We start from the raw sequence: 25,554 nt of genomic DNA on the forward strand, positions 1-25,554 counted from the left end.
CTCTCGTTGCGGGCGCGACTCAGGCCACCGGTTCGGCCTGCATCGTGTCCCAGTAGTTGTGGAGCCCGCGGATGTGGGCTCCGCCGTCGACGTTCAAGGTCACGCCGGTCACCCAGCCGGCGTCCTGCGACATCAGCAGCGCGACCGCGCTCGCGATGTCCTCGGGCTCGCCGAAGCGGCCCATCGGGGTGTGCGCGATGAACTCCTCGCCCATCCGGCCGCCGAGGAAGCCGCCCTCGGACATCGGCGTGCGGGTGATGCCGGGCGCGACCGCGTTCACGCGGATGCCGTGCGGCGCGAACTCCAGCGCCGCGACCTTCGTGAACTGGCTGACCGCTGCCTTCGCCGCACAGTACGCCGCCAGGCCCTCGGTCGCCGCCATGTAGTTGAGCGACGACGTGTTGACGACCGCGCCGGGCAGGCCGGCCGCGAGCGCGCGCCGGCCGAACGCGCGCGTGCCGACGAAGACGCCTCTGACGCAGACCTCGAAGACGCGGTCCCAGTCCTCGTCGGATGTGTCGACGATCGGCGACATGCTCGCCCAGCCGGCGTTGTTGGCGAGCAGCTGCGGGATGCCGAAGCGCTCCGTCGCGGCGTCGAACGCCGCGTCGACGTCGGCCGCGGAGGCGACCGAGCCGGCGTGCGCGGCGACGCGCTCGGGCGCGCCGGCGTCGGCGCCGAGTCTGGCGGCGGCCGCCTCGACGCCCTCGCGGTTGAGGTCGAGCAGCAGCACGCTGCCGCCCTCGTCCAGGATCCGCCGCGCGATCGCCAGGCCGATGCCCTGGGCGCCGCCGGTGACGATCGCCGAGCTACCGATCAACTGCATCTCGTGTCCCTCCTCGGGGGTCGTTGTGGTGATGTTGTCTCCGCGCGCGCATCGGCTCAGACCACCGCCGCGCCCGCGGAGCCCGCGCGCCGCCGCGCGACGGAGAAGGTCCCCGCGGCGACGAGCGTGAGCAGGCCGATCAGCCAGTAGACCCATGGCGGCGTGAGGCCGAGGAAGGTCGTCGCGGTCGTCGCGCACTGGACCAGCGCGGCACCGAGCAGGGCGCCCAGGAACGAGCCGCGCCCGCCGAAGATCGAGGCGCCGCCGAGCACGACCGCGGTGATGCTGGAGAGCGTGAAGGTGCTGCCCGCGGTCGAGTCGCCGATCCCCACCTGCGCCATCAGCAGGACCGCGCCGAGGAACGTCAGCGTCGAGCAGCCGACGTAGGCGAGCACGTTCATCCGCTCGACGCGCGCGCCGAGCGCGTGCGCGGCCTCCGCGTCGGAGCCGACCGCGCGCAGCTCCAGCCCGAGGCGCGTTCGGCGCAGGCCGAACTCCAGCAGCAGCGCCAGCCCGCAGACGATCAGGAACGCGATCGGGACGAAGCCGACGGTCGTCCCCAGCGCGGTCGCGACGCTCGTGTCGATCACGCCGTCGGGCGTCTCGCGCAGCAGCAGCCCGAGCCCCTGCAGCATCGTGAACGTGACGAGCGTGGCGATCACCGGCGACATGCCGATCCAGCGCGCGAGCGCGAAGTTGACGAGGCCGACGGCGGCGCAGGCGCCGAACATCGCGAGGAAGCCGAGCGCGGTGCCGCCGGCGCCGGCGCCCTCGGTGACGAAGAACGAGCCGACGACGACGGCGAAGCCGGCGAGCGGCCCGACCGACAGGTCGATCCCGCCGATCAGCATCGCCATCTGCTGGCCGAGCGCGATGAACGCGAGCACGGTCAGCAGCGTCAGCATGCCCGACAGCGACACGCTCGACAGGTACGCCCCGTCCTTCATCCCGGTCACGACGAGCAGCGCGAGCACCAGCAGCGCGAGCACGACGCTCGGCGCGTAGTCGCCCGACAGGAAGCGCTCGGCGCGGGCGCGGCGGGCGGTCGACGACGCGTCGCCGGCGTGGCGCCGCTGCGTCGTCGAGCGCAGCGCGGCGCCGGTGATCGCGTCCTCGGTCAGCTGCTCGCCGCTCAGCTCGGAGACGACGTGGCCGCGCGAGAAGATCAGGACGCGGTCGCAGAGGCCGGCCAGCTCGACCGCGTCGGAGGAGCGGACGATCACGGGCGTGCCGTCGCCCGCAGCGTCGCGCAGGATCGCGTAGATCTGCGCGCGGGCGCCGACGTCGACGCCGCTCGTCGGCTGGTCGGCGAGCAGCACGCGCGGCTCGCTCAGCAGCGCGCGGGCGATCGCGACCTTCTGCTGGTTGCCGCCCGAGAGCGAGGCGACCGGCGTCTCCAGGGACGCGGCGCGGACGTCGAGCGCGCGCGTCTCCTCCGCGACGGCGACGCGCTCGCGCGTGCGCTGCACGAAGCCGGCCGGCGCGAAGCGCGTCAGCGCCGCGGCGGCCGCGTTCTCGCGCACCGACAGCTCCATCAGCAGGCCCTCGCCGTGGCGGTCGTCGGAGACGTAGGCGATCCCGCCGGCGGCGGCCTTCACCGGCGAGCCGACGTCGACCCGCTCGGGGGCGATCTCGTCGCCCAGCAGCAGCTCGCCGCTGGAGGGATGCAGGCCCGCGAGCGCGCGGATGAACTCGTGCTGGCCGTTGCCGTCCACGCCCGCGAGGCCGATCACCTCGCCGCGCCGCACGCGCAGGTCGACGTCCTCGAACGCGGGCGTGCCGGAGAAGCCGCGCAGCTCCAGCGCGACCGGCGCCGCGTCGGCGACCGGCTCGCGCTCGGGGAACGCCGACTCGAGGTCGCCGCCGACGATCAGCGCGACGATCTCGTCCTCCTCCACCTCGTCCGCGACGAACGTGCCGCGGGTGCGGCCGTCGCGCAGCACGGTGAGGCGGTCCGAGATCGCCTTCACCTCCTGCAGCCGGTGGCTGATGTAGACGATCCCGGTGCCGGCCGCCGCCAGCTCGCGGACCTTCGCGAACAGCAGCTCGACCTCGTGCGCGCGCAGCGGCTCGGTCGGCTCGTCGAGGATCAGCACGCGCGGCTTCAGCGCCAGCGCCTTCGCCAGCTCGACGAGGTGGCGCTCGGTCACGTTGAGGTCGCCGACGCGCCGCAGCGGGTCGATCTGCGCCTCCATCGCGGCGAGCTTCTCGCGGGCGAAGGCGGCCGCCCGCCGCAGCGGCGGGCGGTGCCCGCGCGGCATCGCGAACGCGAGGTTCTCCGCGACGGTCAGGTCGGGCAGCAGTGCCGGATGCTGGTAGACGACCGCCAGCCCGGCCTCCGCGGCCCGCGCGGGCGACGGGTCGCCGAGCGCGACGCCGCCGATCTCGACGCTGCCCGCGTCGGGCGCCTGCGCGCCCGCCGCGATCGCCATCAGCGTCGACTTGCCCGCGCCGTTCTCGCCGACGACCGCGTGCACCTCGCCGGGCGCCAGCTCGAAGCTGACCCCGTCGAGGGCGACGACGCCGGGGAAGCGCTTCGTGATCCCCTCCAGGCGCATGGCCGCCGGCGCGCTCATCAGCCGAACGCCTTCAGCTGCTCGTCCTTCGTCAGTCTCGAGGACCAGAAGAAGTCCGGCGGCAGCGACTCGTCGCATCTCGGGGCCTGCTCGCCGCCGGCGACCGAGTCCTCGACGAGCGGGATGTCGAGCAGCGACGGCTCCTCGTTCGGCACGCCCTCGGCCGCCGCGACCGCCTTCGCCAGCGCGACGCGCGTGATCCACGGGCGCGACGACATCGTCGCTATCTGCATGTCCGGGCTCGTTCTCTTGTTTCTCTCGTACATGCACGAGAACTCGTTGCCGTCGCTGCCGGTGAAGACGGGCAGCGGCTTGCCGGCGCTGACGAACGCGCGCATGCCGGCGGCGGCGCCGGAGCCGTAGTCGGACAGGACGGCGTCGATGTCGCCGTACTTCGTCAGCAGGCCGCCGACGATTCTCGGGTACTGCGCGACGTCCCAGTTGGTGTCGACGATCCGGCCGCCGAGGATTCTGATGTCCGGATTGGCGTCGAAGACCTCCTTCGCGCCCTCGAACTCCTCCGCGCTCTGCGTGTTGCCGGGCGTGCCGCCGAGGAAGACGACGTTGCCTCTGCCTCTCAGCGCTCTGACGGCGAACTCGGCCATCTGTCTGCCGTCGTTGACGGAGTTCTGGCCGACGAAGTCGACGTAGTCCTTGCCGGGCTCACCGCCCGGGCTCGCGACGGCCGGGACGACCTTCACGCCGCGCTGCGTCGCCGCGCGGATCGCGGGCAGCATCGCCTTGCTGTTGACGTTCGGGAAGACGACGAGCGCGTCGGCGCCCTGGGCGACGAGGCTCTGGATGTCGGAGATCGCCTTCTGAGCGTTGTTCTGCCCGTCGGCGTAGAGCACCTTCTCGATGTTCGGGCACTCCTTCGCGGCGGCCTCGAACTCGGCTCTGGCGACGTTGTACCAGGTGTTTCCGGCGAAGCCGAAGGCGATCCCGACCGTGATCGGTCTGTCGCCGCAGTAGTCGGACATCGGTCTCAGCTGGTCGACGGTGCCCTGCTTGCCGACCGCCGACGTCGCCGCGTCGCCGCCGCCGGTCGTGGAACCGGCGGAGTCGTCGCCGGAGCCGCCGGTCGACGAGCCGCAGCCCGCCGTCACGGCGATCAGCAGCGCGGCGACGGCCGCCGTCACAGCACGGGTCTTGCTCACCTTGCACTCCTCCTTGGGGGGTTCGAGGACGCGGCGGCGACCGCGCGCGCCGGGTCGGCCGCGGGCGTGCCCGGCCGCGGCGCCGCGGGGCGGCGCCGGCGGAAGGGGACGCGGCGCAGGCCGACGCCGGCGGCGATGATCGCGCCGCTGATGAGGTACTGGACGGCCGTGGGGGCGCCCATCGACAGCACGAGCTGGTTGAGCTGGCTCAGGAAGAGCGCGCCGAGCGCGCTCGCGAGCACGTTGCCGCGCCCGCCCGTCAGGGCGGTGCCGCCGAGCACGACGGCCGCGACCGACGGCAGCAGGTAGGCGTCGCCGCCGCTGATCCCCGGCGTCTTGACGTAGCCGGCGAGCATCACGCCCGCGAGCGCGTACGCGAGCGACGCCGCGACGTACGCGGCGAAACGGTGGCGCTGGACGGCGATGCCCATCGCGCGGGCGCTGCGCGGGCTGACGCCGACCGCCTCGAACCGCCGCCCGACGACGGTCTTCTTGACCAGCAGGTAGACGAGCAGCGTCAGCGGGACGGCGACGAGGACCGTGTTGGGGATCCCGAGCGTGCGATCCAGTGCGACGTTCGTCAACCCGTCCGGCGCGGCGCCGGTCGCCCCGCCGGACAGCTGCTGCACGGCGCCGAGCAGCAGTGAATTCATGCCGAGCGTCGCGACGATCGGCGGGATCCCGAGGAAGCTGACGAGCGCGCCGTTGAGCAGGCCGACGACGAGCGCCGCGGCCAGCACCAGCAGCAGCGCGCTGAGGATCTTGCCGTCGTCGCCGTCGGCGTGGACGGTGACGATCACCGACGCGAGCGAGATCGAGCCCGCGACGGACAGGTCGATCCCGCCCTGCTGGATGACGAGCGTCTGCCCCAGCGCCGCGATCGCCATCACCGCGGCGAACGGCAGCATCGTGAGCAAGGACGTGCTGGCGAGGCTGTCCGCCGCCAGCAGCGGGCTGACCGCGAACAGGATCGCGGTCGCGATGACGATGCCAATTGCGGGCGAACGGGTCAGCGACGCGAGGGGCGACGCGGCAGACGGCGCCGGTCGACCCTCCGTCAGCGACCCGTGCCGGTCGCTGCTCTCCTCCATGGGACGACCATAACATGCCATTGCACGCTTGTGCAATATCTTTGGACACTCACTGCACAGCTGTGCAGGAGGCGGCAGAGCGAGCTGTGCGGAGGAACTGCCGCGAGGCGCGGAGGAACTGCTGGGAGGTGATGCAGCTCACACACGGGACGGCCCCGGGGCCCCATCATGGTTCTCGCCTGATCGGTTCGCAGCACCGGCCCCGGCCACACCAAACTTCCCCTACCGATCACAGCACCACCACATAGACACATCTCTCTCCTCCCGGAGACGGCCCGCCTCGGCGGGCCGTTTCTTTTTGGGGGAGCCCCGTAGGGTGAGCGCATGCGCTGGTACGTCGACGGGATGAACGTGATCGGGACGCGACCCGACGCCTGGTGGCGCGACCGCCACGCGGCGATGGTGCGGCTCGTCGACCTGCTCGAACGGTGGGCAGCCGACAGCGGCGAGGACGTCACCGTCGTCTTCGAGCACCCGCCGCGCCCACCGATCCGCTCGACCGTGATCGAGGTCGCGCACGCGCCGAGAGCACGCGCCGACTCGGCCGACGACGAGATCATGCGGCGGCTCGCCGCCGATCCTCAGCGGGCGTCGGCGTGGGTCGTCACGTCCGACCGCTGGCTCGCCGACCAGGCGCACGCGGCCGGCGCCGCGGTCGAGTCCTCCGCCGCCTTCCGCGACCGACTCGAGCGGGGCTGAGCGGCATGGCGCCCGACGGCCTGGTGCTGGAGCCGCGCGAGCCGGCGTCCGGCCTGCTCGACGAGCCGTTCCGCATGCACGCGCGCGGCGCGGGCGGCGAGGACGGTCTCCCGTTGACGTGGCGGGCGCGCCTGCGCGACGACGAGGGACGCGTCTGGCGCGCGAGCGCGGAGCGCGCCGCGGAGCTGCCGGCCGCGTGGGCGCCGGCGAAGGCGAGCACCGGGCCGCTCGCCGGACTGCAGTCGCTGCGCCCGGTCGCGATCGACGTGCGCGTCGAATCGGACGACGACGGGCGCGTCGCAAGCCGCACGGTCACGCGCAAGCTGCTCGCCGACGGCGTGCGCGTGCGCCGCTGGCGCGCCGGTCTCGCCGCGACGCTCCACCTGCCGGCCGCCGCGACGCCGTGCGCCGTCGTCGTGCTCGACGCGACCGGCGGCGCGGGGGCGACCGGCCGCGAGGAGGTGCCCGGCGGCGCGGAGGCGATCGCGACCGCGGCGCTCGCCGCTCCCCTGCTCGCCTCCCGCGGCGTGCTGGTGCTCGTCGTCCCGCCGAGCGGGCGGAACGGAGCCGGCGGCTCGACGGGCGGAGCGGCCGGAGCGGCCGGAGCGGCCGGAGCGGCCGGAGCGGGCGGAGCCTCCTCCGAGCGCCTGCTCGCCGCGGCGCGCGAGCAGCTCGCCGCCGTCCCGGCCGCCGCGGGCGCCGAGATCGTGTCGATCGCGCCGCTGCTCCCGCCCGGTGTGCCGTGGAGCGGCGACGACGACTTCGGGTCCCGCGCGGCCGCGTGGGACGCGCTGCTGGCGACGCTCGGCGCGACGCCGCGCGAGCGGTCGGCCTGAGGACCTGCTCGCCGCGCTCCGCGGCTCGCCGGCGCGACGCTCTGCGATAGTCGCGCGATGTTCGAGCGCGTGACGATCCGCGTCGCCGACCGCGCCGCCTCCGAGCGCTTCTACGACGCCGTGCTCACGACGCTCGGGATCGCGCGCACCGGCAGCGACGACGAGCACGTCCGCTGGGGCGACTTCGCGCTCGCGCACGCGACCGCGGAGGACCCGCCGACGCACGGCCTGCACGTCGGCTTCGTCGCGCCAAGTGAGGCGGCGGTCGACGCGTTCTGGGCCGCGGGAACGCAGGCCGGCTACCGCGACGACGGGCCGCCCGGTCCGCGGCCGCAGTACCGCGACGACTACTACGGCGCGTTCCTGCTCGACCCCGATGGCAACAGCGTCGAGGCGGTGCGGCACGGCGCGCTGCGCGGCGACGGGAACGTCGACCACCTCTGGCTCCGTGTCACCGACGTCGCGGCCGCGATGCGCTCGTACGCGGCGATCGCGCCGGAGGCCGCGCTGCGGCTGGCGCTCGACACGCCCGAGCGCGTGCGGTTCGGCCGCGCCGGAGACGGCGGCGGCTCGCTCTCGCTCGTCGCCGGCGCACCGCCGACCGAGCACCTGCAGATCGCCTTCACCACCGGCGTCGCGGTCGACCACCCGCCGTCGTCCTGACGTGTGGTCGCATAGCGACAGCAAGCCAGGACGGCTCCGTCACGCCGCGCGCGCTCTGAGGCTCGGATGCCCGGGCCCGGGCCACGGAGCGAGCAGCAGCACGAGCAACGCGTCCTCGACCGCGCGCACCGCGTGGCGCTCGCCGGGCCGCCAATGGACGAGCGCGCCGGGACCGGCACGGCGCGAGCTGCCGTCGACCGCGACCTCGACGGCGCCCTGGTGGACGTGCAGCCAGGCGTGCTCGTGGACCTCGTGGTCCTGCAGCTCCTCGCCGGCCGGCAGGTTGATCGCGATCACGCGCGCGGCGCCCTCGTCGGAGTGCAGCACGACGGGCGCCCGCGGCGCGACGTCCAGCTCGGTCAGATCCCAGAGGTCCATGCCCGTGGCCTACCCGGCCACGCCCGCCGTCACCCGCGGACGGGGCGCTTCGGTGCGGGCGTGTTGCGGCTGCGGGTGTAGCGGACCTCGCCGGCGGTGAGCGCCGCGCAGAGCGCCGGCATGTCGCCGACCTGAAGCGCCCCGGCCCAGTCGTCGCCGGCCGAGCCGAGCGGCGCGTCGAGCACGAGCAGGTCGGCCGGGCGCCCGACCTCCAGCAGCCCGGCGTCGAGCCCGTAGACCCGGCCGACGCTGCCGGTCGCGGCCGCGACCGCCTGCTCCGCTGTGAGGCCGTCGAGCGACACCAGCTCGGCCATCAGGTGGAGCATGCCGAGCGGGACGACGCCGGTGCCGGTCGGCGTGTCGGTCGAGACGAGCAGACGGTGGAGCTGATCGTGCTCGCGCGCGAGGCGGCAGATGTCCAGCGCCGAGCGCAGGTTGCCCGCCATCGCCAGCTGCAACGCGACCTCGCCGCCCTCGGTCACGATCTTCACGTTGTCGTCGGCGGACATCGCGGTCGGACCGCCGTTGACGTGGAACGAGACGTGCGCCTCCATCTCGATCACGGCGGTCGCGTCGATCCGGTCGAGGCTGCCCGGGATCGAGCCGCCGCCGGTGTGGCAGGTGACGATCAGCCCGGCGGCACGCGCGGCGTGCGCGACCGGCACGTAGTCGAGTGGCGCCTCGAAGGCGCCGAAGCCGGCCTTCGCCAGCCACACGCCCTGCGCCTTCAGCTCGTCGAAGTCCGCACGTGTGAGCCCGGGTTCGAGGATCACCGAGCCCGCGTGGACGGTGACGCCGCCCGGTCTGTAGCCGGCGAAGCAGCGCTGCGCCGCGATCGCCAGCGCCTTCACGCCGGCCGGATCGCTCGGGCGACCCGGGACGTGCACCTCGCTCGCCGTGATCGCGCGCGTCATGCCGCCGTGCAGATAGCTCTCGAGGTAGCCGACCGTTTGCTGGCGCGGCGTGTAGTCGCCGAACGTGACGTGGACGTGCGAGTCGATCAGCCCGGGGATCACGCCGGCGCCGCCAGCGTCGAGCACGCGCTCGTGGTCGCCCTGCCCCACGTCGCCGCCGGATCCGACCCAGGCGATCACCCCGTCCTCGCAGACGAGCGCGTCGCCGTCGAGCGGCGTCGCGGCGAGGTCGCCGCGGTGGGAGCGACCGATGTTGACGATGGCGACACTCATGGACGGACCCTCCGAGCCGAGGCGACGAACGAGCCCACTATGCCACTCTGAACTCGGTTCACGCGGTTGGACGTCGGCAGCTTTACCGACCGTTAACGCCACCGTACGAGCCTCGTCGGCGTGCTCGGCTTTCACATGGGCGACGGGCTCTTCGCCGTCTCGGCGGCGATCGACGCGCTGATCGTCTGCGGCGTCGTGGCATGGGCCGTGCGTTTCCGGCCTGGCTGGCGGCGCATCGCGGCAGCGGCCGTGCTCGCGCTCGGCGCGCTCCTGCTGAAGGGCATCGCGATGGTCGCCGCGGGCCTCGACCGCCCCTTCGGCGTCGCGCACGTGCTGTGGCTCGACCTCGTCGTGGTCGTGCCGCTGGCGGCGCTCCTGCTCGGCCTGCTGACGTGGCGCTCGGGCGGCCTGCTCGTCCGCCTCGCCGTCGTGCTCGGCCTGCTGCTCGCGCCCGTCGGCGCGTACGCCAGCTTCGTCGAACCGAACCGGCTCGTCGTCGAGCGCGCGGACGTGCCCGTCGACGCCGCGCGCGCTGGCGAGCGGCCGATCCGCGTCGGGGTCCTGTCCGACATCCAGTTCGAGCACGTCGGCGAACACGAGCGCAACGCCGTCAGACGGCTGATGGCCGAGCGCCCGGACGTGATCCTGCTGCCGGGCGACTACCACCAGGGCTCACGCGCGTCGTTCGAGCGCGAGCTGCCGCGGATGCGCGCGCTTTTCGCGCGGCTGCGCGCGCCCGGCGGCGTCTTCGCGGTGCAGGGCGATCAGGAGAGCGTCGCCGACGCGCGGAGGATCTTCGCCGGAACAGGCGTCCGCCTGCTCGTCAACGAGACCGCGCGGACCCGTGTCGGCGACCGGCGGCTGACGATCGGCGGCAACGAGAAGCACGACCGCGGCCGCGCCGCCCGCGGGCTCTCGGACGCGCTCGAACGGCGGCCCGGCGAGCGCGACGTGCGGATCCTTCTCACGCACCACCCGGACCCGATCCTGCGGCTCGCACCCGACACGCGGATCGACCTCGTCGTCGCCGGCCACACGCACGGCGGGCAGTTCCAGCTGCCGCTGATCGGCCCGCTGAGAACCGCGTCGCGCGTTGGGAGAACGATCGGCGCCGGCGGCCTGCACGAGCTGGACGGCCGCCGCATCTACGTCAGCCGCGGCGTCGGCGTGGAGCGCGGGCAGGCGCCGAAGCTGCGCTTCCGCGCCCCGCCGGAGATCTCCATCCTCGACGTGGGCTGAGCGCGAGCGGGCGGCCGGACCGCGCCGGCAGCGCCCGGTGCGGCAGGATGGCGGGCGATGGCCGCCACCCCACGCAACCTCGTCAACCTCAAGTCCGTCGACAAGGGCTACGGCAGCCGCTCGGTGCTGCGCGACGTGACGCTCGGCGTCGCCGCCGGCGACCGGATCGGGATCGTCGGGCGCAACGGCGACGGCAAGTCGACGCTGCTGAAGCTGATCGGCGGTGCCGAGCAGGCCGACGCCGGCGCCGTCACGCGCGTCGGCGACCTGCACCTCGCGACGATCGGCCAGACCGACGAGCTGGACGCCGGCAAGACGCTCCGCGACGAGCTGGTCGGCGGCCGTGCCGACCACGAGTGGGCCGCCGACGCGCGCTTCCGCGCCGTGCTCGACGGGCTCCTCGGCGGCGTCGAGATGCGGCGCTTCCCAGCCGGCCTCGACACGCCGATCGGGCCGCTCTCCGGCGGCGAGCGACGCCGGATCGCGCTCGCACGACTGCTGCTCGACAGCCCCGATCTGCTGCTGCTCGACGAGCCGACCAACCACCTCGACGTCGAGGGCGTCGACTGGCTCGCGCGCCACCTCGCGGCGCGCCGCGGCTCGATCGTCGTGATCACCCACGACCGCTGGTTCCTCGACGCGGTCGTGACGCAGACGTGGGAGGTCGCCGACGGCGCCGTGCACCAGTACGAGGGCGGCTACGCCGCGTACGTGCTCGCGCGCGCCGAGCGCGACCGGCAGGAGGCCGCGCGCGACGCGCGACGGCGGCAGCTGCTGCGCAAGGAGCTGGCGTGGCTGCGGCGTGGGCCGCCGGCGCGGACCTCGAAGCCGAAGTTCCGGATCGAGGCGGCGAACGCGCTGATCGCCGACGAGCCGGCCGCTCGCGACGGCGTCGAGCTGCTGCGCTTCGCCAGCACGCGGCTCGGCGACAAGGTGCTCGACGCCGAGCACGTCTCGGTCGCCTACGGCGACAAGGTGCTGCTGCGCGACGCGACGTGGCGCCTGGGACCGGGCGACCGCGTCGCGCTCGTCGGCGTGAACGGGTCGGGCAAGACGACGCTGATGAACCTGCTCGGCGGAACGCTCGAGCCGTCGAGCGGCGTGGTCGAGCGGGGCGCGACGGTGAGACTCGCGCACCTGACGCAGGACGCGGTCGAGATCCCCGGCCACCTGCGCGTGCTGGAGTCGCTGGAGGAGGTGCGCGGGCGGATCAGGCTCGGGGACGGAAGCGAGCTGACCGCCGGCCAGCTGGCCGAGCGGTTCGGCTTCCGCGGCGACAAGGCGCGCACGTTCGTGAGCGACCTCTCCGGCGGCGAGCGCCGCCGCCTGCAGCTGATGCGGCTGCTGATGGGCGAGCCGAACGTGCTGCTGCTCGACGAGCCGACGAACGACCTCGACGTCGACACGCTCACGGCGTTGGAGGACCTGCTCGACAGCTGGCCCGGGACGCTGGTGGTCGTCAGCCATGACCGCTACTTCGTCGAACGCGTCTGCGACAACGTCTACGCGCTCGACGGCGGCGGCGGGATCCGTCACCTGCCGGGCGGGATCGAGCAGTACGTCGAGCAGCGCAAGGCGGCCGCCGGCGACACGCCTGCGGTCGGTTCGGCCGCCGCGGCCCCCGCCCCGACCGGCGCGCCCAGCGGCGCCGTCGTGCGCGCGGCGCGCAAGGAGGTCCAGCGGCTGGAGCGGGCGTTGGAGAAGCTCGACGGCCGCGAGGCGGAGCTGCACGAGCAGATGGCCGCGAGCGCCACCGACCACGCGCGCCTGCGGGAGCTGAACGAGCAGCTCGCGGCGCTCGCGGGCGAGCGCGAGGAGCTGGAGACGGCGTGGTTGGAGACGTCGGCGTCGCTGGAGGGCTGACGGCCGCTCGCGATCGATTCTCCACCCTTCGGAGCGTTTGCGCTATGGTGAGCGGATACGGGTCGAGATTCGCTCGATCGACGCAGTGCCCGCGTCCGCAGTTGTTGCCTAGCACCCTCCGCGACTCGCAGCGCACATAACTCCCGGAGGTACCGCAATGGCTACAGGAACCGTGAAGTGGTTCAACGACGACAAGGGCTTCGGCTTCATCACGCCGGACGACCAGAGCAAGGACCTGTTCGTCCATCACTCGGCGATCACCGGCGACGGCTTCAAGTCGCTGGCCGAGGGCGCGAAGGTCTCGTACGACGCGGAGCAGGGTCCCAAGGGCCCGAACGCCGCGAACGTGACGACGATCTAGTCCGTCCCACCGCCCTTTCGCAGTACCAGACGGCCCGCCTTCCGGCGGGCCGTCTTGCGTTTGCGGGGCCGCGGGAACAGAAACGCGTGGATCCCTGGTTGCGGCTTACGCGCCAACTCTCTAGCCTGCCGTCCTTCCGAGCTGGCGCGTTGACACTCGCCTCGGCTCATCAACCAGGAGGGATCCATCAGTGCGCAGGTTCATGCCTTCACCGTCAATGGCTGTCGCGATCGTGGCGCTCGTCTTCGCAGCGAGCGGTTCCGCATACGCGGCGAAGGAGCTCATCAACGGCAAGGACATCAAGAACGGCACGATCTCGACGGCGAAGCTGTCGAGAACGGCGAAGAGTCAGCTCAGCGGCGCTGACGGCGAGCGCGGCGCACGCGGGCCGGCGGGGCCGGCCGGGCCGGCCGGGCCGGCGGGCCCGAGAGGAGCCAACGGCGCGACCGGCGCCAAGGGCGAGAAGGGCGACCGGGGTGAGCGGGGCGAGAAGGGCGAACCCGGAGCCCACGGCGCGACCGGCGCCGCCGGTGCGACCGGTGCGGCCGGGCGTGACGGCCGCGGCGTGTTCATCCGCTCGACGGCCTACGTGGACGGCAACCGCAACACGCCGCCCGGCGACTTCGGCGACTACGACGACGGCCACAAGCAGCACGAGCTGACCCTCACCGAGGGCACCTATCGCGTCGAGGCGAACCTCTCCGTCCGCCCGCCGACCGTCCCGAGCGCGAACGGCACCACGCTCGTCTCGCAGACGCGCTGCAGCATCATCGACCAGAGCATCCCCAGCTCACCCCAGAACCCGAACCTGATCGACACGTTCTACGTGACGTTCTTCCACGGCGACCTGCCGGATCCCGGCTACCGCCAGGGCCTCAGCGTCGGCGGTGTGGTCAGAGTGCCGCAGGGCGGCAAGACGATCGACGTCCGCTGCTTCGAAGTCCTCGCGCCGGGCGTCACCCCCACCGCGAGCGGCAAGATCGCCTCCGCCTCGCTGGAGGCGTGGCAGATCGGCGAGCTGCGCCCGTAGCGATCCGTCAGACGGCCCGCCATTCGGCGGGCCGTCTGCCGTTCTGCCTGATGTCACACCGTTTCTTGGCTATCGTCGGGCTTCCCCAGCAAGGAGCCGGCATGAGCATCCTCGTCCGCTTCACGCCCCAGTCGCTGACCAACGCTCAGTACGACGAATCCGTCCGCCGCCTGGAGGCGGCCGGCGCGTTTCCGCCCGACGGTCTCGACTACCACCTCTGCTTCGGCACCGACGGGGAGCTGCTCGTCAGCGAGGTGTGGGACTCGCGCGAGCAGTGGGAGGCGTTCGCCGAACGCCTGATGCCGATCCTCGCCGAGGTCGGCATCCAGCCCGGAGAGCCGGCGGTCTTCGACGTGCACAACCGCGTCGCGCGCTGAGCAGCTCGTCGTTCAGCAGGTGTAGTAGGGATCGTCCGGGACCTCGGTCTTTATCAGGATCGAGAATCTGCTCAGATAGGTGAGTCTGCCGTATCTGTCTCTTCTGGCGGCAAGCGCGCAGACGGTTCTTCTCAGCACGAGCGGGTCCGCATATCTGCTGGTTCTTCTCTCCGCGACCCACACGTCGGTGAACTCCGTGTTGAAGACGGCCTTGCCGGCGTCGATGAACTGCTCGAGCGTGTCGCACTCCTCGTAGACGAAGCACTCCTCGTTGAGGTTCCAGTCGAACGCTCTGACCGTGTCGGCGTCGGTGACCTCCTCCTCGGGAGCGTTCTTCATGCCGACCGAGAGATCGCGCAGGTGCGCCTGCTCGGCGACCTTCAGGTACCACGCCTTCTGGTGCGCGAGCGTGAGCGGGAAGTCGTCCGGCACGTTTCTCCACGGGTTGTTCTGGTCGGGCTCGACGCCGTCGCAGCCGATTCTCTTCGCGAGGTCCAGCCGCGCCCACATGATCGGAGCGAACTTCTGCCACTGGCCGGGCCGGATGTCGAGCCAGTACTCGTCGTTCCAGCCGGTGTCGTTGAGGATCACGTCGGAGGACGGGTCGCCTCTTCTCCAGCCGGGCGTGCCGGGGAACAGCGCGGCGTCGGGACGGTAGGTCTCGTACGCGCCGGTGTCGAGATAGCAGATCGCGATCTTGCCGGCTCTGTGAAGGCGATCGACGATCCCTGCGTTCTGCCCCGCTCTCCACGTCACGACGGTCGTTCTGCCGCCCAGCGTGACCGGGATTCTCGTCTCGCTCGGCACCGCCTGCTCGAGGTCGACGTCGTACATCTGGACCGGCAGGAACGGCTCGGGAACGTTCTCGATGATGTCCCACTGCCACGTCGTGCCCGGTCTGGGCACCCATACGGCGCTCGCGCTCGCGACGCCGACGATCGCCGGCACGACCAGCGCGATGCACGCCGCCACGCACGCGCGCAGCCCTCGCCGCACGCGTCGCGACGAAGTCACATGACTCCAATTCATGGAGTTCACCCCTTGTAGTCTGCGGACAGCCAAGCCGTCCGTTTGACATGACTCCCGGCGGGCCACCCACCGCGGCACGACACCGCGGGCCAGGGAGCGCATCGCCTCACGTCGTGACGTGAGCTGAAGAATGCGCTCGTGGAAGGTTCATTCTCCTCGTTGGCGGATCGCGGTGTCAAGGCCTCCTATCGTTAAGTTTGTGTAATTGGTGGCGGCGTTGCGCAGGGCCGGCGGCAGGAGCGCGGCCGGCGCGTCCTGGAAGACGACCGGGCGCTGGAAGCGCCGGATCGCGGTCAAGCCGACCGAGGTGTGCAGCGACGTGCTCGCCGCCGGGTAGGGGCCGCCGTGCTGCATCGCCGCGACGACGGCGACGCCGGTCGGGTAGCCGTTCCAGACGATCCGCCCGGCGCGCTCGACCGCCAGCCGCTGCAGCGCCGCCAGGCCGCTGCGCTCCGGCTCCGCGAGCTCCTGAGCGCCCGCGTGCAGCGTGACCGTCAGCTGCCCCGGCAGCGCGGCGAGCGCGCGCGCCGCGCCGGACCCGCCGTCGTAGCGCAGCACGAGCGCGACCGGCCCGAAGTGCTCATCCGCCAGCGCCGGATCGCGCACGAGCGCCTCCGCGTCGGCGCTCAGCAGCGCCGGCGTGAAGCGGAAGCCACCGGGGGCGGCGCCGTCCGCGCCGCCCCCGTCCGCCCCGCGGTCCCCGGCCAGCAGCGTCACGTCCTCGCGCGCCGACAGCGCGGCGACGTCGCGGACGAGCCGATCGCGCATCCCCGCCGTCAGCAGCGCCCCCACCGCGCGGCCGTCGAGCGCGGTCGCCAGCCGCGCGGCGAACGCGTCGCCGTCGGCGCCGTGCGGGACGAGCACGAGCCCCGGGCTGGTGCAGAACTGCCCGGCGCCGAGCGCGATCGAGTCGGCCAGCCCGTCGGCGATCGCCGTGCCGCGCTCGGCCAGCGCCGCCGCGGTCACCAGCAGCGGGTTGACGCTGCCCATCTCCGCGTAGACGGGGATCGGCTGTGGCCGCCGTGCGGCGGCGTCGAGCAGCGCGCGGCCGCCGGCGCTAGAGCCGGTGAAGCCGACCGCCGCGATCTCCGGCGCCTCCACCAGCGCGCGGCCGACCGCGTGCGAACGACCGTGCAGCAGCGAGAAGAGGCCGGGCGGCGCGCCCGCGGCGGCGACCGCGGCCGTCACGGCGGCGGCGCACAGGTGCGCGGTCGCGGGATGCGCCTCGTGCGCCTTGACGACGACCGGGCAGCCGGCCGCGAGCGCCGCGGCCGTGTCGCCCCCGGCGACGCCGAACGCGAACGGGAAGTTGCTCGCCTCGAAGACGGCGACCGGGCCCAGCGCGACGAGCATCCGCCGCAGGTCCGGCTGCGGCGGCTCGGCGTCGGGCCGCGGCGGCGCGACGATCACGTCGAGGTGCGCGCCGCTCTCGACGTGCGCCGCGAACGCGCGCAGCTGCCCGGTCGTGCGCGCCAGCTCGCCGCGCAGCCGCACCGTGCCGAGCGCCGTCTCCCCGTCGGCCGTCGCCAGCAGCGGGCGCTCGGCCCGCTCCAGCTCCGTCGCGACACCGCGCAGCAGCCGCCCGAAGCGCTCGGGCGGCCACTCGCGCACCGCGCGGAAGGCGACCGCCGCCGCCTCCGCGGCCGCCGCGACGTCGGCCGCCGACGCCTCGCGGAAGCGCAGCGGCGACGGACGCCCCGTGCGCGGGTCGAACGCCGTGAACGTCTCTGCCGCGGTCGCCGTCTCGCGCCCGGCGACGAGGCTCCCGTGCTCACGCGCGGCGCCGTCACCCGCGCCGCCGCCCCCGCCCCCGCGCTCACGCGCGGCGCCATCGCCCGCGCCGCCGCCGCCCCCGCGCTCGCGCGCCGCCGCATCGCGCGCCCCGCTCATCGCCGCGCCCTCTGCGGCGCGCGCGGCGCCTCCGACTCCGGCTGCTCCGCCGACTCCGGCGGCTCCGGCAGCGCGAGGCCGGCGGCGCCGGGCGCGGACTGCACCAGCTCGCGCCCGTCGCGTGCGAGCCACTCCATCGCGACGGCCGCGCGCCGGACCTTCTCGCGCGCCATCGCGCACGCCAGCTCCTCGACGTGGCCGCCGGCCGGGTACAGCGGCGGCGCGTTGCGCAGGCCGAACTTCGCGTACAGCGGCGCGCCCGCGCGGATCAGCGCGGCCGACTCGTGCCCGCGCACGACGCCGCCGAGCGAGTCCGGCGCCTCGACGTAGAGGTCGAGCGGCAGCTCGACGGCGGCGCGCATCTCGGCGAGCTGCGCGAGGCCGACGTCGGACGGGACGTTGACCGTCGTCGCGCCGAGTCGTTCGAGCAGCCGCAGCGAGATCGGGTTCGACGGCGCGCGCGTGACCGACAGCTTCCAGACGCAGCCGGCGGGCAGCTCGCCGAGCGCCTGCATCTCGACGAGCACGCTCAGCAGCCCCTCGTCACCGACGAGGAAGCTGCGGATGCCCGCCTCGACGGCGCGCAGCACGTCGGCGACGCCGCTCGCGAGCTGGCGGCTGCCGCGCAGCTGGCCGTACTCGCCGGCGCCCTCCGGCGAGCGCGCGTGGGCGCCGACGTCGTAGCCCGCGCGCGGGCCGACGAAGAGGCAGACCTCCATCCCGGCCTCGCGCCCCGCCGCCGCCATCGCACGCAGCTCGGCGTCGCGCAGCAGCATCGCGCCCGAGCCCTGCGAGACGCGGTTGACGACGACTCCGTACTCGCGCGCCGCCGACAGGGCGGCGTCGAGCACCGCGGGCCCCTCGATGCTCGGGATCTCGATGCGGAAGTGGGCGCCGTCGGGGAAGCGCCCGGCGCTCGGCGGCACCGTCTCGGGCACGAGGCCGAGCCGCGCGAGGATCGGAGCGACGCTCATGCGGCCGCTCCGCGGGGCGTGGTCGGGGCCGAAGCGGTCATGACGGAGTCCTTTCGTCGGTCGGTCAGGGCGACCCCGGTGGCCGGGTCGAAGAGGTGGAACGCGGTGTGGTCGACCGCCAGTTGGAGGCGCGCGCCGACGTCGATCCGCCCGCGCCCGTGGACGCGGGCGACGAAACGGACGCGGAGGTCGTCGGCCAGCAGCTGCGCCTCGTCCTCGCCGGCGACGTCCTCCGCCGCGCGCACGTCGTCGGTCGCGACGCGCGGCGCGTCGAGCGCGAACGTGACGTGCGTCTCGGAGCCCAGCTCCTCGACGACCTCGGCTGCGACGTCGATCCGCGGCCAGGCGGGGTCCGTGCCCGGCGCGGCCAGCTCGAAGTCGCTCGGCCGCACGCCGAGCACGACGCGCGCGCCGTCGGCGAGTGGCGGTGCGCCCGCGCCCGCGGGCAGCGGAAGCGCGACGTCGCCGAAGCGCAGCAGCCCGTCCTGGAGCGTCGCCTCGACGAGGTTCATCGCCGGCGAGCCGATGAACGCCGCGACGAACAGGTTCGCGGGCGTGTGGAACAGGCGCGTCGGTGTGTCGCACTGCTGCACGACGCCGTCGCGCATGATCGCGACGCGCTCGCCGAGCGTCATCGCCTCGACCTGATCGTGGGTCACGTAGACGGTCGTCGTGCCGACGCGCTCGTGCAGCCGCGCGAGCTGGCTGCGCATCGAGGTGCGCAGCTTCGCGTCGAGGTTCGACAACGGCTCGTCGAGCAGGAAGGCGCGCGGCTCGCGCACGAGCGCGCGGCCCATCGCGACGCGCTGGCGCTGCCCGCCCGAGAGCGCGGCCGGCCGCCGCGTCAGCAGCTCCTCCAGGCCCAGCATCCGCGCGGCGGCGGCGACGCGGCGCTCGATCTCCTCCTTCGGCGCCTTGCGCTGGCGCAGGCCGAACGCGAGGTTGCCCGCGACCGTCATGTGCGGGTACAGCGCATAGCTCTGGAAGACCATCGCGATGTCGCGCGCCGACGGCTTGCGCGCGGTCACGTCCTCCCCGCCGATCGCGATCGTTCCGGCCGTCACCTCTTCGAGGCCCGCGATCATCCGCAGCAGCGTCGACTTGCCGCAGCCCGAGGGCCCGACCAGCACGATGAACTCGCCGTCTCCGATCTCGATGCTGACGTCGTCGACGGCGCGCACGCCGCCGGCGTAGATCTTGCTGACGCCGTCGAGCCGGATTCCGCCGGCTTGCCGTTCTCGTTCCATCGTCTATCCCTTCACCGCGCTCCACGTGAGCGACTGGATGAACGTTCGTTGAGCGAGCAGGAACGCGATCACGACCGGTGCGGTCGTCAGCACGTTGCCCGCCATCAGGGCCGACCACAGCGTGCGGTGCTGCCCCTGGAAGGTGGTGAGCCCGAGCTGGAGCGTGTAGTGCTCGGAGGAGTTGATCGCGATCAACGGCCACGCGAGGTCGTTCCAGGTCGTCAGGAACGTCAGCACCGCGAGCGTCGTCAGCGCCGGCCGCGCGAGCGGCAGCAGGACCTTCACGAGCACGCCGAGGCGCGAGCAGCCGTCGATCCGCGCCGCGTCCTCCAGCTCCGGCGGCAGCGCGAGGAAGAACTGCCGCAGCAGGAAGATCCCGAACGCGGACACGAGCCCGGGCACGATCAGCGCGCCGAGGCTGTTGATCAGTCCCAGCTCCTTCATGATCAGGAACGTCGGGATCATCGTCAGCTGGAACGGGATCACGAGCGTCGCCAGCATCAGCGCGAACAGCGCGGTCGCGCCGCGGAATCTCATCCGCGCGAAGGCGTAGGCGCTCAGCGAGCAGAGCACGAGGTTCGAGACGACGACCGTGCAGGCGACGATCGTCGAGTTGAGAAACCAGCGCGGGAACTGCGCGTTGGTGAAGACGTAGTCGTAGCCGGTCAGGTGCAGCGAGTCCGGCACGATCGTCGGCGGGAAGCGGTTGATCTGCGCGTCGGACATGAACGACGTCACCAGCAGCCACAGCAGCGGCAGCGCGAACAGCAGCGCCATCGGCGCCAGCACGAGGTGCCAAGGACTGAACGGCAGGCGGCGCAGGCTCATGCGGTCCTCCCCGCGAGCCGCCGCAGCCCGAGACCGAGCACCCCGACGCCGAGGATCGCCGCGCCGAGCACGTACGCCGCGGCGGCGCCGTAGCCAGCCTCGAAGAACTGGAACGCCTGCTGGTAGACGAAGTAGACGACGACCACGGTCGCGTCGAGCGGGCCGCCGCGGGTCGTCGCGTAGGCGAGGTCGAACAGCTGCAGCGCCTGGAACGTCTGCCACGTCAGCAGGAAGATCGTGACGTTGCGCAGCGACGGCAGCACGACGTTGCGGAACGTCGACCAGCGCCCTGCGCCGTCGATCGACGCCGCCTCCGTCAGCTCTCTCGGGATGTCCTGCAGCGCGGCGAGGAAGACGATCACGCAGAAGCCGACGCCGCCCCACAGCCCGATCCCGATCAGCACGTAGAGCGCCTGGCCGGGGTCCTGCAGGAAGCCCTGCTGCGCGACGCCGACCTTGTCGAGCGCGGCGTTGGCGACGCCGAACTGGGGGTCGAAGACGAACGCGAACAGCACGCCCTGCGCGGCCGCCGAGATGATGAACGGCACGAACACGCACGTGCGGTAGAGGCCGACGAAGCGGATCCGCCGGTTCAGCATCAGCGCGATCGCGAGCCCGCCCGCGACGCTCAGCGGGACGAACAGGCCGGTGTAGATCGCGGTGTGCTCGACGGCGGCGCGGAAGGCGCCGTCCTGCAGCAGTCTGTCGTAGTTGTCGAGCCCGACCCACTCGCCCGGCGTGAGCAGGTCGGAGGACTTCAGCGACAGCACGAATGCCCAGGCGATCGGGATCAGGTTGAGCCCGAGCACGAGGACGACGGACGGGAGGATGAACCCCCACGCGCCCGGGTGCTCGCCGAGCAGGCGCCGCCGCAGCGGGCGCCTGGACGCCGCGCGGCGGGCGGGAGGTGCGGCGACCGTGGCCATCCGCTCACTCCGACGCGAGCACGTCGTTCGCCTGCTCGGACATCGTCTTCAGCGCGTCCGCGGGGCTCGCGCGGTCGAGCAGGACCGAGACGATCCCCTTGCCGACCGCGTCGGACAGCTCGGGATAGGCCTCGATCGTCGGCCGCACCTTCGCCGTCTCGAGGCTCTCGACGAAGACCGGGATGCCCGGCCACGTTCTCGCGAACGCGGGGTACCCGGGCAGTCTCGTCGCGCTCTTGCGCAACGGCAGGTGGCCGGTCGCCTCCGAGTAGCGCAGGTCCTGCTCGGCGGCGGTCAGCCACTTGACGAACTCGATCGCCGCTCTGGAGCGCGCCGAGCCGTTGTCGAACAGGACGTAGTTGTCCGGGCCAGCGATCGAGAGCGGCTCGCCGTCGTAGGAGGGCAGCCGCGCGACGCCGGCCTCGACGCCGGAGACTCTGACGTCGAGCAGCGCCCACGGTCCGGCCGTCCACATCGCGAGCTTGCCGTTCTGGAACAGCTGGCCGGTGCGGTCGCTGCTGGGGTCGGGATCGATGTAGGTCGACTCGTCGGTGACCGCGAGGTCGTGGATCGTCGTCAGCGACCTGAGCCCCGAGTCGTCGTCGAAGCCGACGCTGGTCCCGTCGGGCGAGAGGATCTCGCCGCCGAGCTGCCACACCATCGGCCACAGCCGCCAGACCGTGTCCTCGCCGCCGACGCCCGGCCAGGAGGTGCCGAAGACGCCCTTGCCGCGGTCGGTCAGCTGCTTGGCCGTGGCGCGGAACTCGTCCCACGTCCAGGTGCCGTCGGGCTCGGGCACGCCAGCGTCTGCGAACAGTCTCTTGTTGTAGATGACGGCGAGCACGTCGGCCAGGGCCGGGACGGCGCGCACCTTCCCGTCGACGGTGACCGCGTCGCGCTCGGGCTTGTAGAAGTCGTCCCAGGTCCAGTCCGGCGCTCTGACCGTCTCGGTCAGGTCGAGCACCTTCGGGCTGCGCGCGACGTTGGCGACGTCGGGGCCGAAGATGTACGCGATGTCCGGGTAGGAGCCGCCCGCCAGGGCGGCGGTGACCTTCGTCAGCATGTCGTCGGCCTGCACGCCGCCGGCGTCCTTGGAGACGCGGATTCTCGGGTGCGTCTCGTTGAACTCGTCGATCAGCGTGTTCAGCTCCGTCGCCGTCTCCTCCGTCTGGCCGTGCCAGAAGGTGATCTCGACGACGCCGTCGTCGCCCGACCCGCCCGCGCTGTCGCCGCCGCAGCCGGCGCTCAGCACCGCCAGGACGCTCAGCATGACCGCCGCGCCCGTCGCCATCCACCGTCGCATCACCGCTCCTCTCGCTTCCAGATGTCGGCCTCGCGCAGCCACGCCGGCAGCCGCTCGCCGTGCACGCGGACCAGCTCGCCGCAGAGCGCGGCAATCTCGTCGAGCGAGAGCGTCGCGGCGGCGTTGGGGTCGAGCATCGCCGCGTGCAGGACGTGCTCGGGTCGCTGCTCGACGGCCGCCCGCACGGCCAGCTCGCAGACGTTGAGGAAGGTGCGGTTGAGCGCCGCGCACTGCGCCGGCAGGGCACCGACGTGGACCGGGTGCACGCCGCTGCCGTCGACCGCGCAGGGCACCTCGACCGCGGCACCGGCCGGCAGGTTGTCGATCAGCCCGGTGTTGGGGACCGTGCCGTAGACGACGCGCGGCTGGCCGGTCTCGATCGAGTGGACGATCTGCGGCGCGTACTCGGGGCTCGGCTCCAGCTCCAGCGGCGTGCCGTCGGCGAGCTGGCGCTTCATCTGCGCGTAGTCGGCCTCGTTGTCCTCGCTCATCCGCAGCCAGACGCCCTGCTCGATCCGGAAGCGGTCGATCGCCGCGTCGCTGCGCATCAGCCACGGCAGGTACTCGGCGCCGTGCTCGCTGGACTCGGTCGGGAACCAGCCGAAGCGGCGGTACAGCTCGACGCGCACCGTCCGGCGCAGCTGCGGATCGCGCGCGATCGCCTCGTCGAGCAGCGGGTAGAGGCTCTCGCCGTCGCGTTCGAAGCGGTACATGAACGACTGGTGGTTGACGCCCGCCGCGAGGTAGGTCACCTCCTCCAGCGGCACGCCGACGTAGCCGGCGAGCTTCTCAGCCGTGTGGAAGACCGAGTGGCAGAGCCCGACCGCCTTCACGTCCGGCGCGTCGAGCGCGAGCGCCCAGCACAGCATCGCCATCGGGTTGGTGTAATTGAGCAGCCACGCGTCCGGGCACAGTTCGGCCATGTCGGCGGCGATCGCCTGCATGACGGGGATCGTGCGGAGCGCGCGGAAGATGCCGCCGATCCCGAGCGTGTCCGCGACCGTCTGGCGCAGGCCGTAGGAGGTCGGGACCTCGAAGTCGACGACGCTCGCGGCGTAGCCGCCGACCTGGATCATGTTGATCGCGTAGTCGGCGCCGTCGAGCGCGGCGCGGCGGTCCGCGTGCACCTCGATCGCCGGCGACGCGCCGGTCGCGCGGGCGGCCCAGCGTGCGACCTGCTCGGCTGTCGCCAGCCGTTCGGGGTCGATGTCGTGGAGCGCGATGCGCGCGTTCGCGAGCTCGGGGAAGCGCAGCAGGTCCCCGAGCAGGACGCGCGTGAACTCGACGCTTCCCGCTCCGATCAGCGTGATCTTCGGCATGTCGTGCCTGGTTCTCCCTCTCGGACGTTCACTGTATGTTCGTAAATACGAACTCAAATACAGGATGCTGAACGACCATAGTGAAACCTCCGGAGGCGCGCAAGCGCTCGCGCCGGTTGCTACGGTTGTCCGCATTGTTGAACAAGCGTTCGTAAATCCGAACTTGGAGGACGGGATGGCCGGACGGCTGGATGGGAAGGTCGCGATCGTGACGGGCGCGGGCTCGGGGATCGGCCGCGCGACCGCCGTCGCCTACGCCGCCGAGGGCGCACGCGTCGTGCTCGCCGAACTCGTCGCAGAACGCGGCGAGACGGTCGCCGCCGACATCCGCTCAGCCGGCGGAACCGCGTCCGCTCTGACCGTCGACGTGACCGACTCCGCCCGCGTCGAGACGCTCGTCGCTCAGACGGTCGAGCTCTACGGCACCGTCGACGTGCTCGTCCACTCCGCCGCGAACGTCCCACTCGTCAACGACCACGACGCACGCCTCACCGAACTCGACGACGACATCTGGCACCGCATCATCAACCTCTTCCTCACCGGCACCTACCACGTCTGCAAACACGCCGGCCGCCAAATGATCACCCAACGCTCCGGCTCGATCGTCCTCGTCTCCACCACCGACGCCCTCGTCGGCGTCGCCGGCCTCGACGCCTACACCGCCGCCAAAGGCGGCGTCACCGCCCTCACACGCTCCTTCGCCGCCGGCATGGCACCCGACAACGTCCGCGTCAACGCCATCTGCCCAAGCTTCGTCTCCAGCGAGCCGCAGCAGGCGTGGCTCGCCGACGCCACCTCCCATGACACCATCGACCGCCTGCACCTCCTCCCCATCGCAACACCCGAAGACATCGCACCAATGGCCGTCTACCTCGGCGCCGACGAATCCCGCGTCGTAACAGGCAGCGTCTTCCCGATCGACAGCGGCTACACCGCCTTCAAAGCCAAACTCGACGTCATCAGCGCGATGCGGGTGCAGTCGTGAGCGCAGGTTCCGGCGGCGGGACCGTCCGCACCGCGGCGCGCGTCGTCGCCGTGCTCGACCTGCTCGCCAAGCACGGCCCGCTGAGGCTGTCCGACGTCGCGCGACAGCTCGAGCTGCCGAAGTCCTCCGCCCACGGGCTGCTGCACACGCTGTCGCTCAGCGGCTACCTCGAGCATCGTGACGACGGCACGTACGGGCTCGGCCTGCGGCTGTGGCAGGTGGCGCAGTCCTACGACGGGATCGAGCGGCTGCGCCGACTGCTGAAGCCGGTGATGGCCCAGCTCGTCGAGCGGACCGGCGAGACCGTCCAGCTCGCGCAGCTCGACGGCACCGACGTGCTCTACCTGGAGATCGCGCTCTCTCCGCATCCGATGAAGCTCGCCTCCGCCGTCGGCGAGCGGTTGCCGGCGCACGCGGCCGGGCTCGGCAAGGCACTGCTCGCCGCGCTCGACCCCGACGACGCGCGCGCCCGGCTGAGCGACGTCGAGCTGGTCGCGTTGACGCCGCACACGATCACCGACGTCAACCTGCTGATGCGCGAGCTGGAGACGATCCGCCGCCGCGGCTGCAGCTTCGACAACGAGGAGGCCCTGCTGGGCCTCCGCTGCGTCGCGATGGGCGTGCGCGACACCACCGGCGGCGTCCCCGCCGCGCTGTCGGTCTCGATACCCACCCCGCGCTACAGCAGAGCGGTCGCGACCGACGTCCGCAGCGCCCTCGACGACGCCGTCGCCGACGCCTCCCGCCGCCTCGGCGCCGCCTGACGCGCG

The 25,554-nt window shown here is 72.8% G+C and carries 24 protein-coding genes; 10 read left to right on the forward strand and 14 right to left on the reverse strand.

Annotated elements, in window-relative coordinates; translation table 11 throughout:
- Positions 1–19: 19 nt before the first annotated feature.
- The 4 genes from CWOE_RS19730 to CWOE_RS19745 are packed head-to-tail and all read right to left on the reverse strand — an operon-like array spanning position 20 to position 5,650.
- Entirely contained in the window at positions 20–826 is an 807-nt protein-coding gene (locus CWOE_RS19730) for an SDR family NAD(P)-dependent oxidoreductase (protein ID WP_012935405.1), read from the reverse strand.
- 56 nt (positions 827–882) lie between these two features.
- Positions 883–3,402, reverse strand: coding sequence for an ATP-binding cassette domain-containing protein (locus CWOE_RS19735; RefSeq protein WP_012935406.1), 2,520 nt, complete (start codon positions 3,400–3,402; stop codon positions 883–885).
- A complete protein-coding gene (locus CWOE_RS19740; RefSeq protein ID WP_012935407.1) occupies positions 3,402–4,559 on the reverse strand; it encodes a substrate-binding domain-containing protein in 1,158 nt (385 codons plus the stop codon). The genes CWOE_RS19735 and CWOE_RS19740 overlap by 1 nt, the downstream gene beginning before the upstream one ends.
- Complete coding sequence (locus tag CWOE_RS19745) at positions 4,556–5,650, reverse strand: ABC transporter permease (protein ID WP_012935408.1); 1,095 nt, start codon at positions 5,648–5,650, stop codon at positions 4,556–4,558. Before CWOE_RS19745 ends, CWOE_RS19740 begins: the two co-directional genes overlap by 4 nt.
- Positions 5,651–5,974: 324 nt before the next feature.
- Here CWOE_RS19745 and CWOE_RS19750 point away from each other — a divergent pair, with 324 nt between their 5' ends.
- The 3 genes from CWOE_RS19750 to CWOE_RS31100 are packed head-to-tail and all read left to right on the forward strand — an operon-like array spanning position 5,975 to position 7,848.
- A complete protein-coding gene (locus tag CWOE_RS19750; protein ID WP_012935409.1) occupies positions 5,975–6,349 on the forward strand; it encodes an NYN domain-containing protein in 375 nt (124 codons plus the stop codon).
- A gap of 5 nt (positions 6,350–6,354) precedes the next feature.
- Complete coding sequence (locus CWOE_RS19755) at positions 6,355–7,185, forward strand: hypothetical protein (RefSeq protein WP_012935410.1); 831 nt, start codon at positions 6,355–6,357, stop codon at positions 7,183–7,185.
- A gap of 57 nt (positions 7,186–7,242) precedes the next feature.
- Positions 7,243–7,848, forward strand: a complete 606-nt coding sequence (locus CWOE_RS31100; RefSeq protein ID WP_012935411.1) for a VOC family protein — start codon at positions 7,243–7,245, stop codon at positions 7,846–7,848.
- A 39-nt stretch (positions 7,849–7,887) separates the two neighbouring features.
- Here CWOE_RS31100 and CWOE_RS19765 read toward each other — a convergent pair whose 3' ends face one another.
- On the reverse strand, positions 7,888–8,226 hold the full coding sequence (locus CWOE_RS19765; protein ID WP_012935412.1) for a cupin domain-containing protein: 339 nt from the start codon (positions 8,224–8,226) through the stop codon (positions 7,888–7,890).
- A 29-nt stretch (positions 8,227–8,255) separates the two neighbouring features.
- Complete coding sequence (locus CWOE_RS19770) at positions 8,256–9,413, reverse strand: amidohydrolase family protein (RefSeq protein WP_012935413.1); 1,158 nt, start codon at positions 9,411–9,413, stop codon at positions 8,256–8,258.
- A 120-nt stretch (positions 9,414–9,533) separates the two neighbouring features.
- Between CWOE_RS19770 and CWOE_RS19775 the strand changes: the two genes are divergently transcribed.
- The 5 genes from CWOE_RS19775 (at position 9,534) to CWOE_RS19795 (ending at position 14,283) form a co-directional block, all read left to right on the forward strand.
- Entirely contained in the window at positions 9,534–10,652 is a 1,119-nt protein-coding gene (locus CWOE_RS19775) for a metallophosphoesterase (protein WP_148261088.1), read from the forward strand.
- Positions 10,653–10,709: 57 nt separating this feature from the next.
- Positions 10,710–12,515: an ABC-F family ATP-binding cassette domain-containing protein gene (locus tag CWOE_RS19780; RefSeq protein ID WP_012935415.1), complete on the forward strand. Its 1,806-nt coding sequence runs from the start codon at positions 10,710–10,712 to the stop codon at positions 12,513–12,515.
- A 157-nt stretch (positions 12,516–12,672) separates the two neighbouring features.
- Positions 12,673–12,876 (forward strand): cold-shock protein, encoded by a 204-nt coding sequence (locus CWOE_RS19785; RefSeq protein WP_012935416.1) that lies wholly within the window; start codon positions 12,673–12,675, stop codon positions 12,874–12,876.
- Positions 12,877–13,093: 217 nt separating this feature from the next.
- Entirely contained in the window at positions 13,094–13,906 is an 813-nt protein-coding gene (locus CWOE_RS19790) for a collagen-like triple helix repeat-containing protein (protein ID WP_012935417.1), read from the forward strand.
- A gap of 101 nt (positions 13,907–14,007) precedes the next feature.
- On the forward strand, positions 14,008–14,283 hold the full coding sequence (locus CWOE_RS19795; RefSeq protein WP_012935418.1) for a hypothetical protein: 276 nt from the start codon (positions 14,008–14,010) through the stop codon (positions 14,281–14,283).
- A gap of 12 nt (positions 14,284–14,295) precedes the next feature.
- Here the strand turns inward: CWOE_RS19795 and CWOE_RS19800 are convergent, their stop codons facing one another.
- The 8 genes from CWOE_RS19800 to melA form a co-directional block, all read right to left on the reverse strand.
- Positions 14,296–15,297, reverse strand: a complete 1,002-nt coding sequence (locus tag CWOE_RS19800; RefSeq protein WP_160165536.1) for an endo alpha-1,4 polygalactosaminidase — start codon at positions 15,295–15,297, stop codon at positions 14,296–14,298.
- Between the two features lie 162 nt (positions 15,298–15,459).
- A complete protein-coding gene (locus CWOE_RS19805) occupies positions 15,460–17,202 on the reverse strand; it encodes an aldehyde dehydrogenase family protein (RefSeq protein WP_012935420.1) in 1,743 nt (580 codons plus the stop codon).
- On the reverse strand, positions 17,199–18,176 hold the full coding sequence (locus CWOE_RS19810; RefSeq protein WP_012935421.1) for a hypothetical protein: 978 nt from the start codon (positions 18,174–18,176) through the stop codon (positions 17,199–17,201). The genes CWOE_RS19805 and CWOE_RS19810 overlap by 4 nt, the downstream gene beginning before the upstream one ends.
- Complete coding sequence (locus CWOE_RS19815) at positions 18,173–19,423, reverse strand: ABC transporter ATP-binding protein (RefSeq protein ID WP_012935422.1); 1,251 nt, start codon at positions 19,421–19,423, stop codon at positions 18,173–18,175. The genes CWOE_RS19810 and CWOE_RS19815 overlap by 4 nt, the downstream gene beginning before the upstream one ends.
- A 3-nt stretch (positions 19,424–19,426) precedes the next feature.
- The gene (locus CWOE_RS19820) at positions 19,427–20,251 is read right to left on the reverse strand and encodes a carbohydrate ABC transporter permease (protein WP_012935423.1); all 825 of its coding nucleotides are present in this window, start codon (positions 20,249–20,251) and stop codon (positions 19,427–19,429) included.
- The gene (locus CWOE_RS19825) at positions 20,248–21,177 is read right to left on the reverse strand and encodes a carbohydrate ABC transporter permease (protein WP_012935424.1); all 930 of its coding nucleotides are present in this window, start codon (positions 21,175–21,177) and stop codon (positions 20,248–20,250) included. Before CWOE_RS19825 ends, CWOE_RS19820 begins: the two co-directional genes overlap by 4 nt.
- A gap of 4 nt (positions 21,178–21,181) precedes the next feature.
- Positions 21,182–22,480, reverse strand: a complete 1,299-nt coding sequence (locus tag CWOE_RS19830; RefSeq protein WP_012935425.1) for an ABC transporter substrate-binding protein — start codon at positions 22,478–22,480, stop codon at positions 21,182–21,184.
- Positions 22,480–23,799 carry an alpha-glucosidase/alpha-galactosidase gene (gene melA, locus CWOE_RS19835; protein WP_012935426.1) on the reverse strand — a complete coding sequence of 440 codons (1,320 nt, stop codon included), beginning with the start codon at positions 23,797–23,799 and terminating at the stop codon, positions 22,480–22,482. Before melA ends, CWOE_RS19830 begins: the two co-directional genes overlap by 1 nt.
- On the opposite strand from melA, the gene CWOE_RS19840 reads away from it, so the two are divergent.
- Together CWOE_RS19840 and CWOE_RS19845 are read left to right on the forward strand one after the other, a co-directional pair.
- Positions 23,756–24,784, forward strand: a complete 1,029-nt coding sequence (locus tag CWOE_RS19840) for an SDR family NAD(P)-dependent oxidoreductase (RefSeq protein ID WP_236262126.1) — start codon at positions 23,756–23,758, stop codon at positions 24,782–24,784. The genes melA and CWOE_RS19840 overlap by 44 nt on opposite strands.
- The gene (locus CWOE_RS19845) at positions 24,781–25,548 is read left to right on the forward strand and encodes an IclR family transcriptional regulator (protein ID WP_012935428.1); all 768 of its coding nucleotides are present in this window, start codon (positions 24,781–24,783) and stop codon (positions 25,546–25,548) included. Before CWOE_RS19840 ends, CWOE_RS19845 begins: the two co-directional genes overlap by 4 nt.
- Positions 25,549–25,554: the final 6 nt, after the last annotated feature.

The organism is Conexibacter woesei DSM 14684 (assembly GCF_000025265.1).
Classification (GTDB): domain Bacteria; phylum Actinomycetota; class Thermoleophilia; order Solirubrobacterales; family Solirubrobacteraceae; genus Conexibacter; species Conexibacter woesei.

Bases quoted from the DNA above. Each gene is read 5' to 3' on its own strand.
- CWOE_RS31100 (WP_012935411.1), top strand. From the start codon at position 7,243: ATGTTCGAGCGCGTGACGATCCGCGTCGCCGACCGCGCCGCCTCCGAG.
- CWOE_RS19825 (WP_012935424.1), bottom strand. From the start codon at position 21,177: ATGGCCACGGTCGCCGCACCTCCCGCCCGCCGCGCGGCGTCCAGGCGC.
- CWOE_RS19805 (WP_012935420.1), bottom strand. From the start codon at position 17,202: ATGAGCGGGGCGCGCGATGCGGCGGCGCGCGAGCGCGGGGGCGGCGGC.
- CWOE_RS19730 (WP_012935405.1), bottom strand. From the start codon at position 826: ATGCAGTTGATCGGTAGCTCGGCGATCGTCACCGGCGGCGCCCAGGGC.
- CWOE_RS19810 (WP_012935421.1), bottom strand. From the start codon at position 18,176: ATGAGCGTCGCTCCGATCCTCGCGCGGCTCGGCCTCGTGCCCGAGACG.
- CWOE_RS19780 (WP_012935415.1), top strand. From the start codon at position 10,710: ATGGCCGCCACCCCACGCAACCTCGTCAACCTCAAGTCCGTCGACAAG.
- CWOE_RS19785 (WP_012935416.1), top strand. From the start codon at position 12,673: ATGGCTACAGGAACCGTGAAGTGGTTCAACGACGACAAGGGCTTCGGC.
- melA (WP_012935426.1), bottom strand. From the start codon at position 23,799: ATGCCGAAGATCACGCTGATCGGAGCGGGAAGCGTCGAGTTCACGCGC.
- CWOE_RS19795 (WP_012935418.1), top strand. From the start codon at position 14,008: ATGAGCATCCTCGTCCGCTTCACGCCCCAGTCGCTGACCAACGCTCAG.
- CWOE_RS19830 (WP_012935425.1), bottom strand. From the start codon at position 22,480: ATGCGACGGTGGATGGCGACGGGCGCGGCGGTCATGCTGAGCGTCCTG.
- CWOE_RS19755 (WP_012935410.1), top strand. From the start codon at position 6,355: ATGGCGCCCGACGGCCTGGTGCTGGAGCCGCGCGAGCCGGCGTCCGGC.
- CWOE_RS19815 (WP_012935422.1), bottom strand. From the start codon at position 19,423: ATGGAACGAGAACGGCAAGCCGGCGGAATCCGGCTCGACGGCGTCAGC.
- CWOE_RS19770 (WP_012935413.1), bottom strand. From the start codon at position 9,413: ATGAGTGTCGCCATCGTCAACATCGGTCGCTCCCACCGCGGCGACCTC.
- CWOE_RS19735 (WP_012935406.1), bottom strand. From the start codon at position 3,402: ATGAGCGCGCCGGCGGCCATGCGCCTGGAGGGGATCACGAAGCGCTTC.
- CWOE_RS19745 (WP_012935408.1), bottom strand. From the start codon at position 5,650: ATGGAGGAGAGCAGCGACCGGCACGGGTCGCTGACGGAGGGTCGACCG.
- CWOE_RS19750 (WP_012935409.1), top strand. From the start codon at position 5,975: ATGCGCTGGTACGTCGACGGGATGAACGTGATCGGGACGCGACCCGAC.
- CWOE_RS19765 (WP_012935412.1), bottom strand. From the start codon at position 8,226: ATGGACCTCTGGGATCTGACCGAGCTGGACGTCGCGCCGCGGGCGCCC.
- CWOE_RS19790 (WP_012935417.1), top strand. From the start codon at position 13,094: ATGGCTGTCGCGATCGTGGCGCTCGTCTTCGCAGCGAGCGGTTCCGCA.
- CWOE_RS19820 (WP_012935423.1), bottom strand. From the start codon at position 20,251: ATGAGCCTGCGCCGCCTGCCGTTCAGTCCTTGGCACCTCGTGCTGGCG.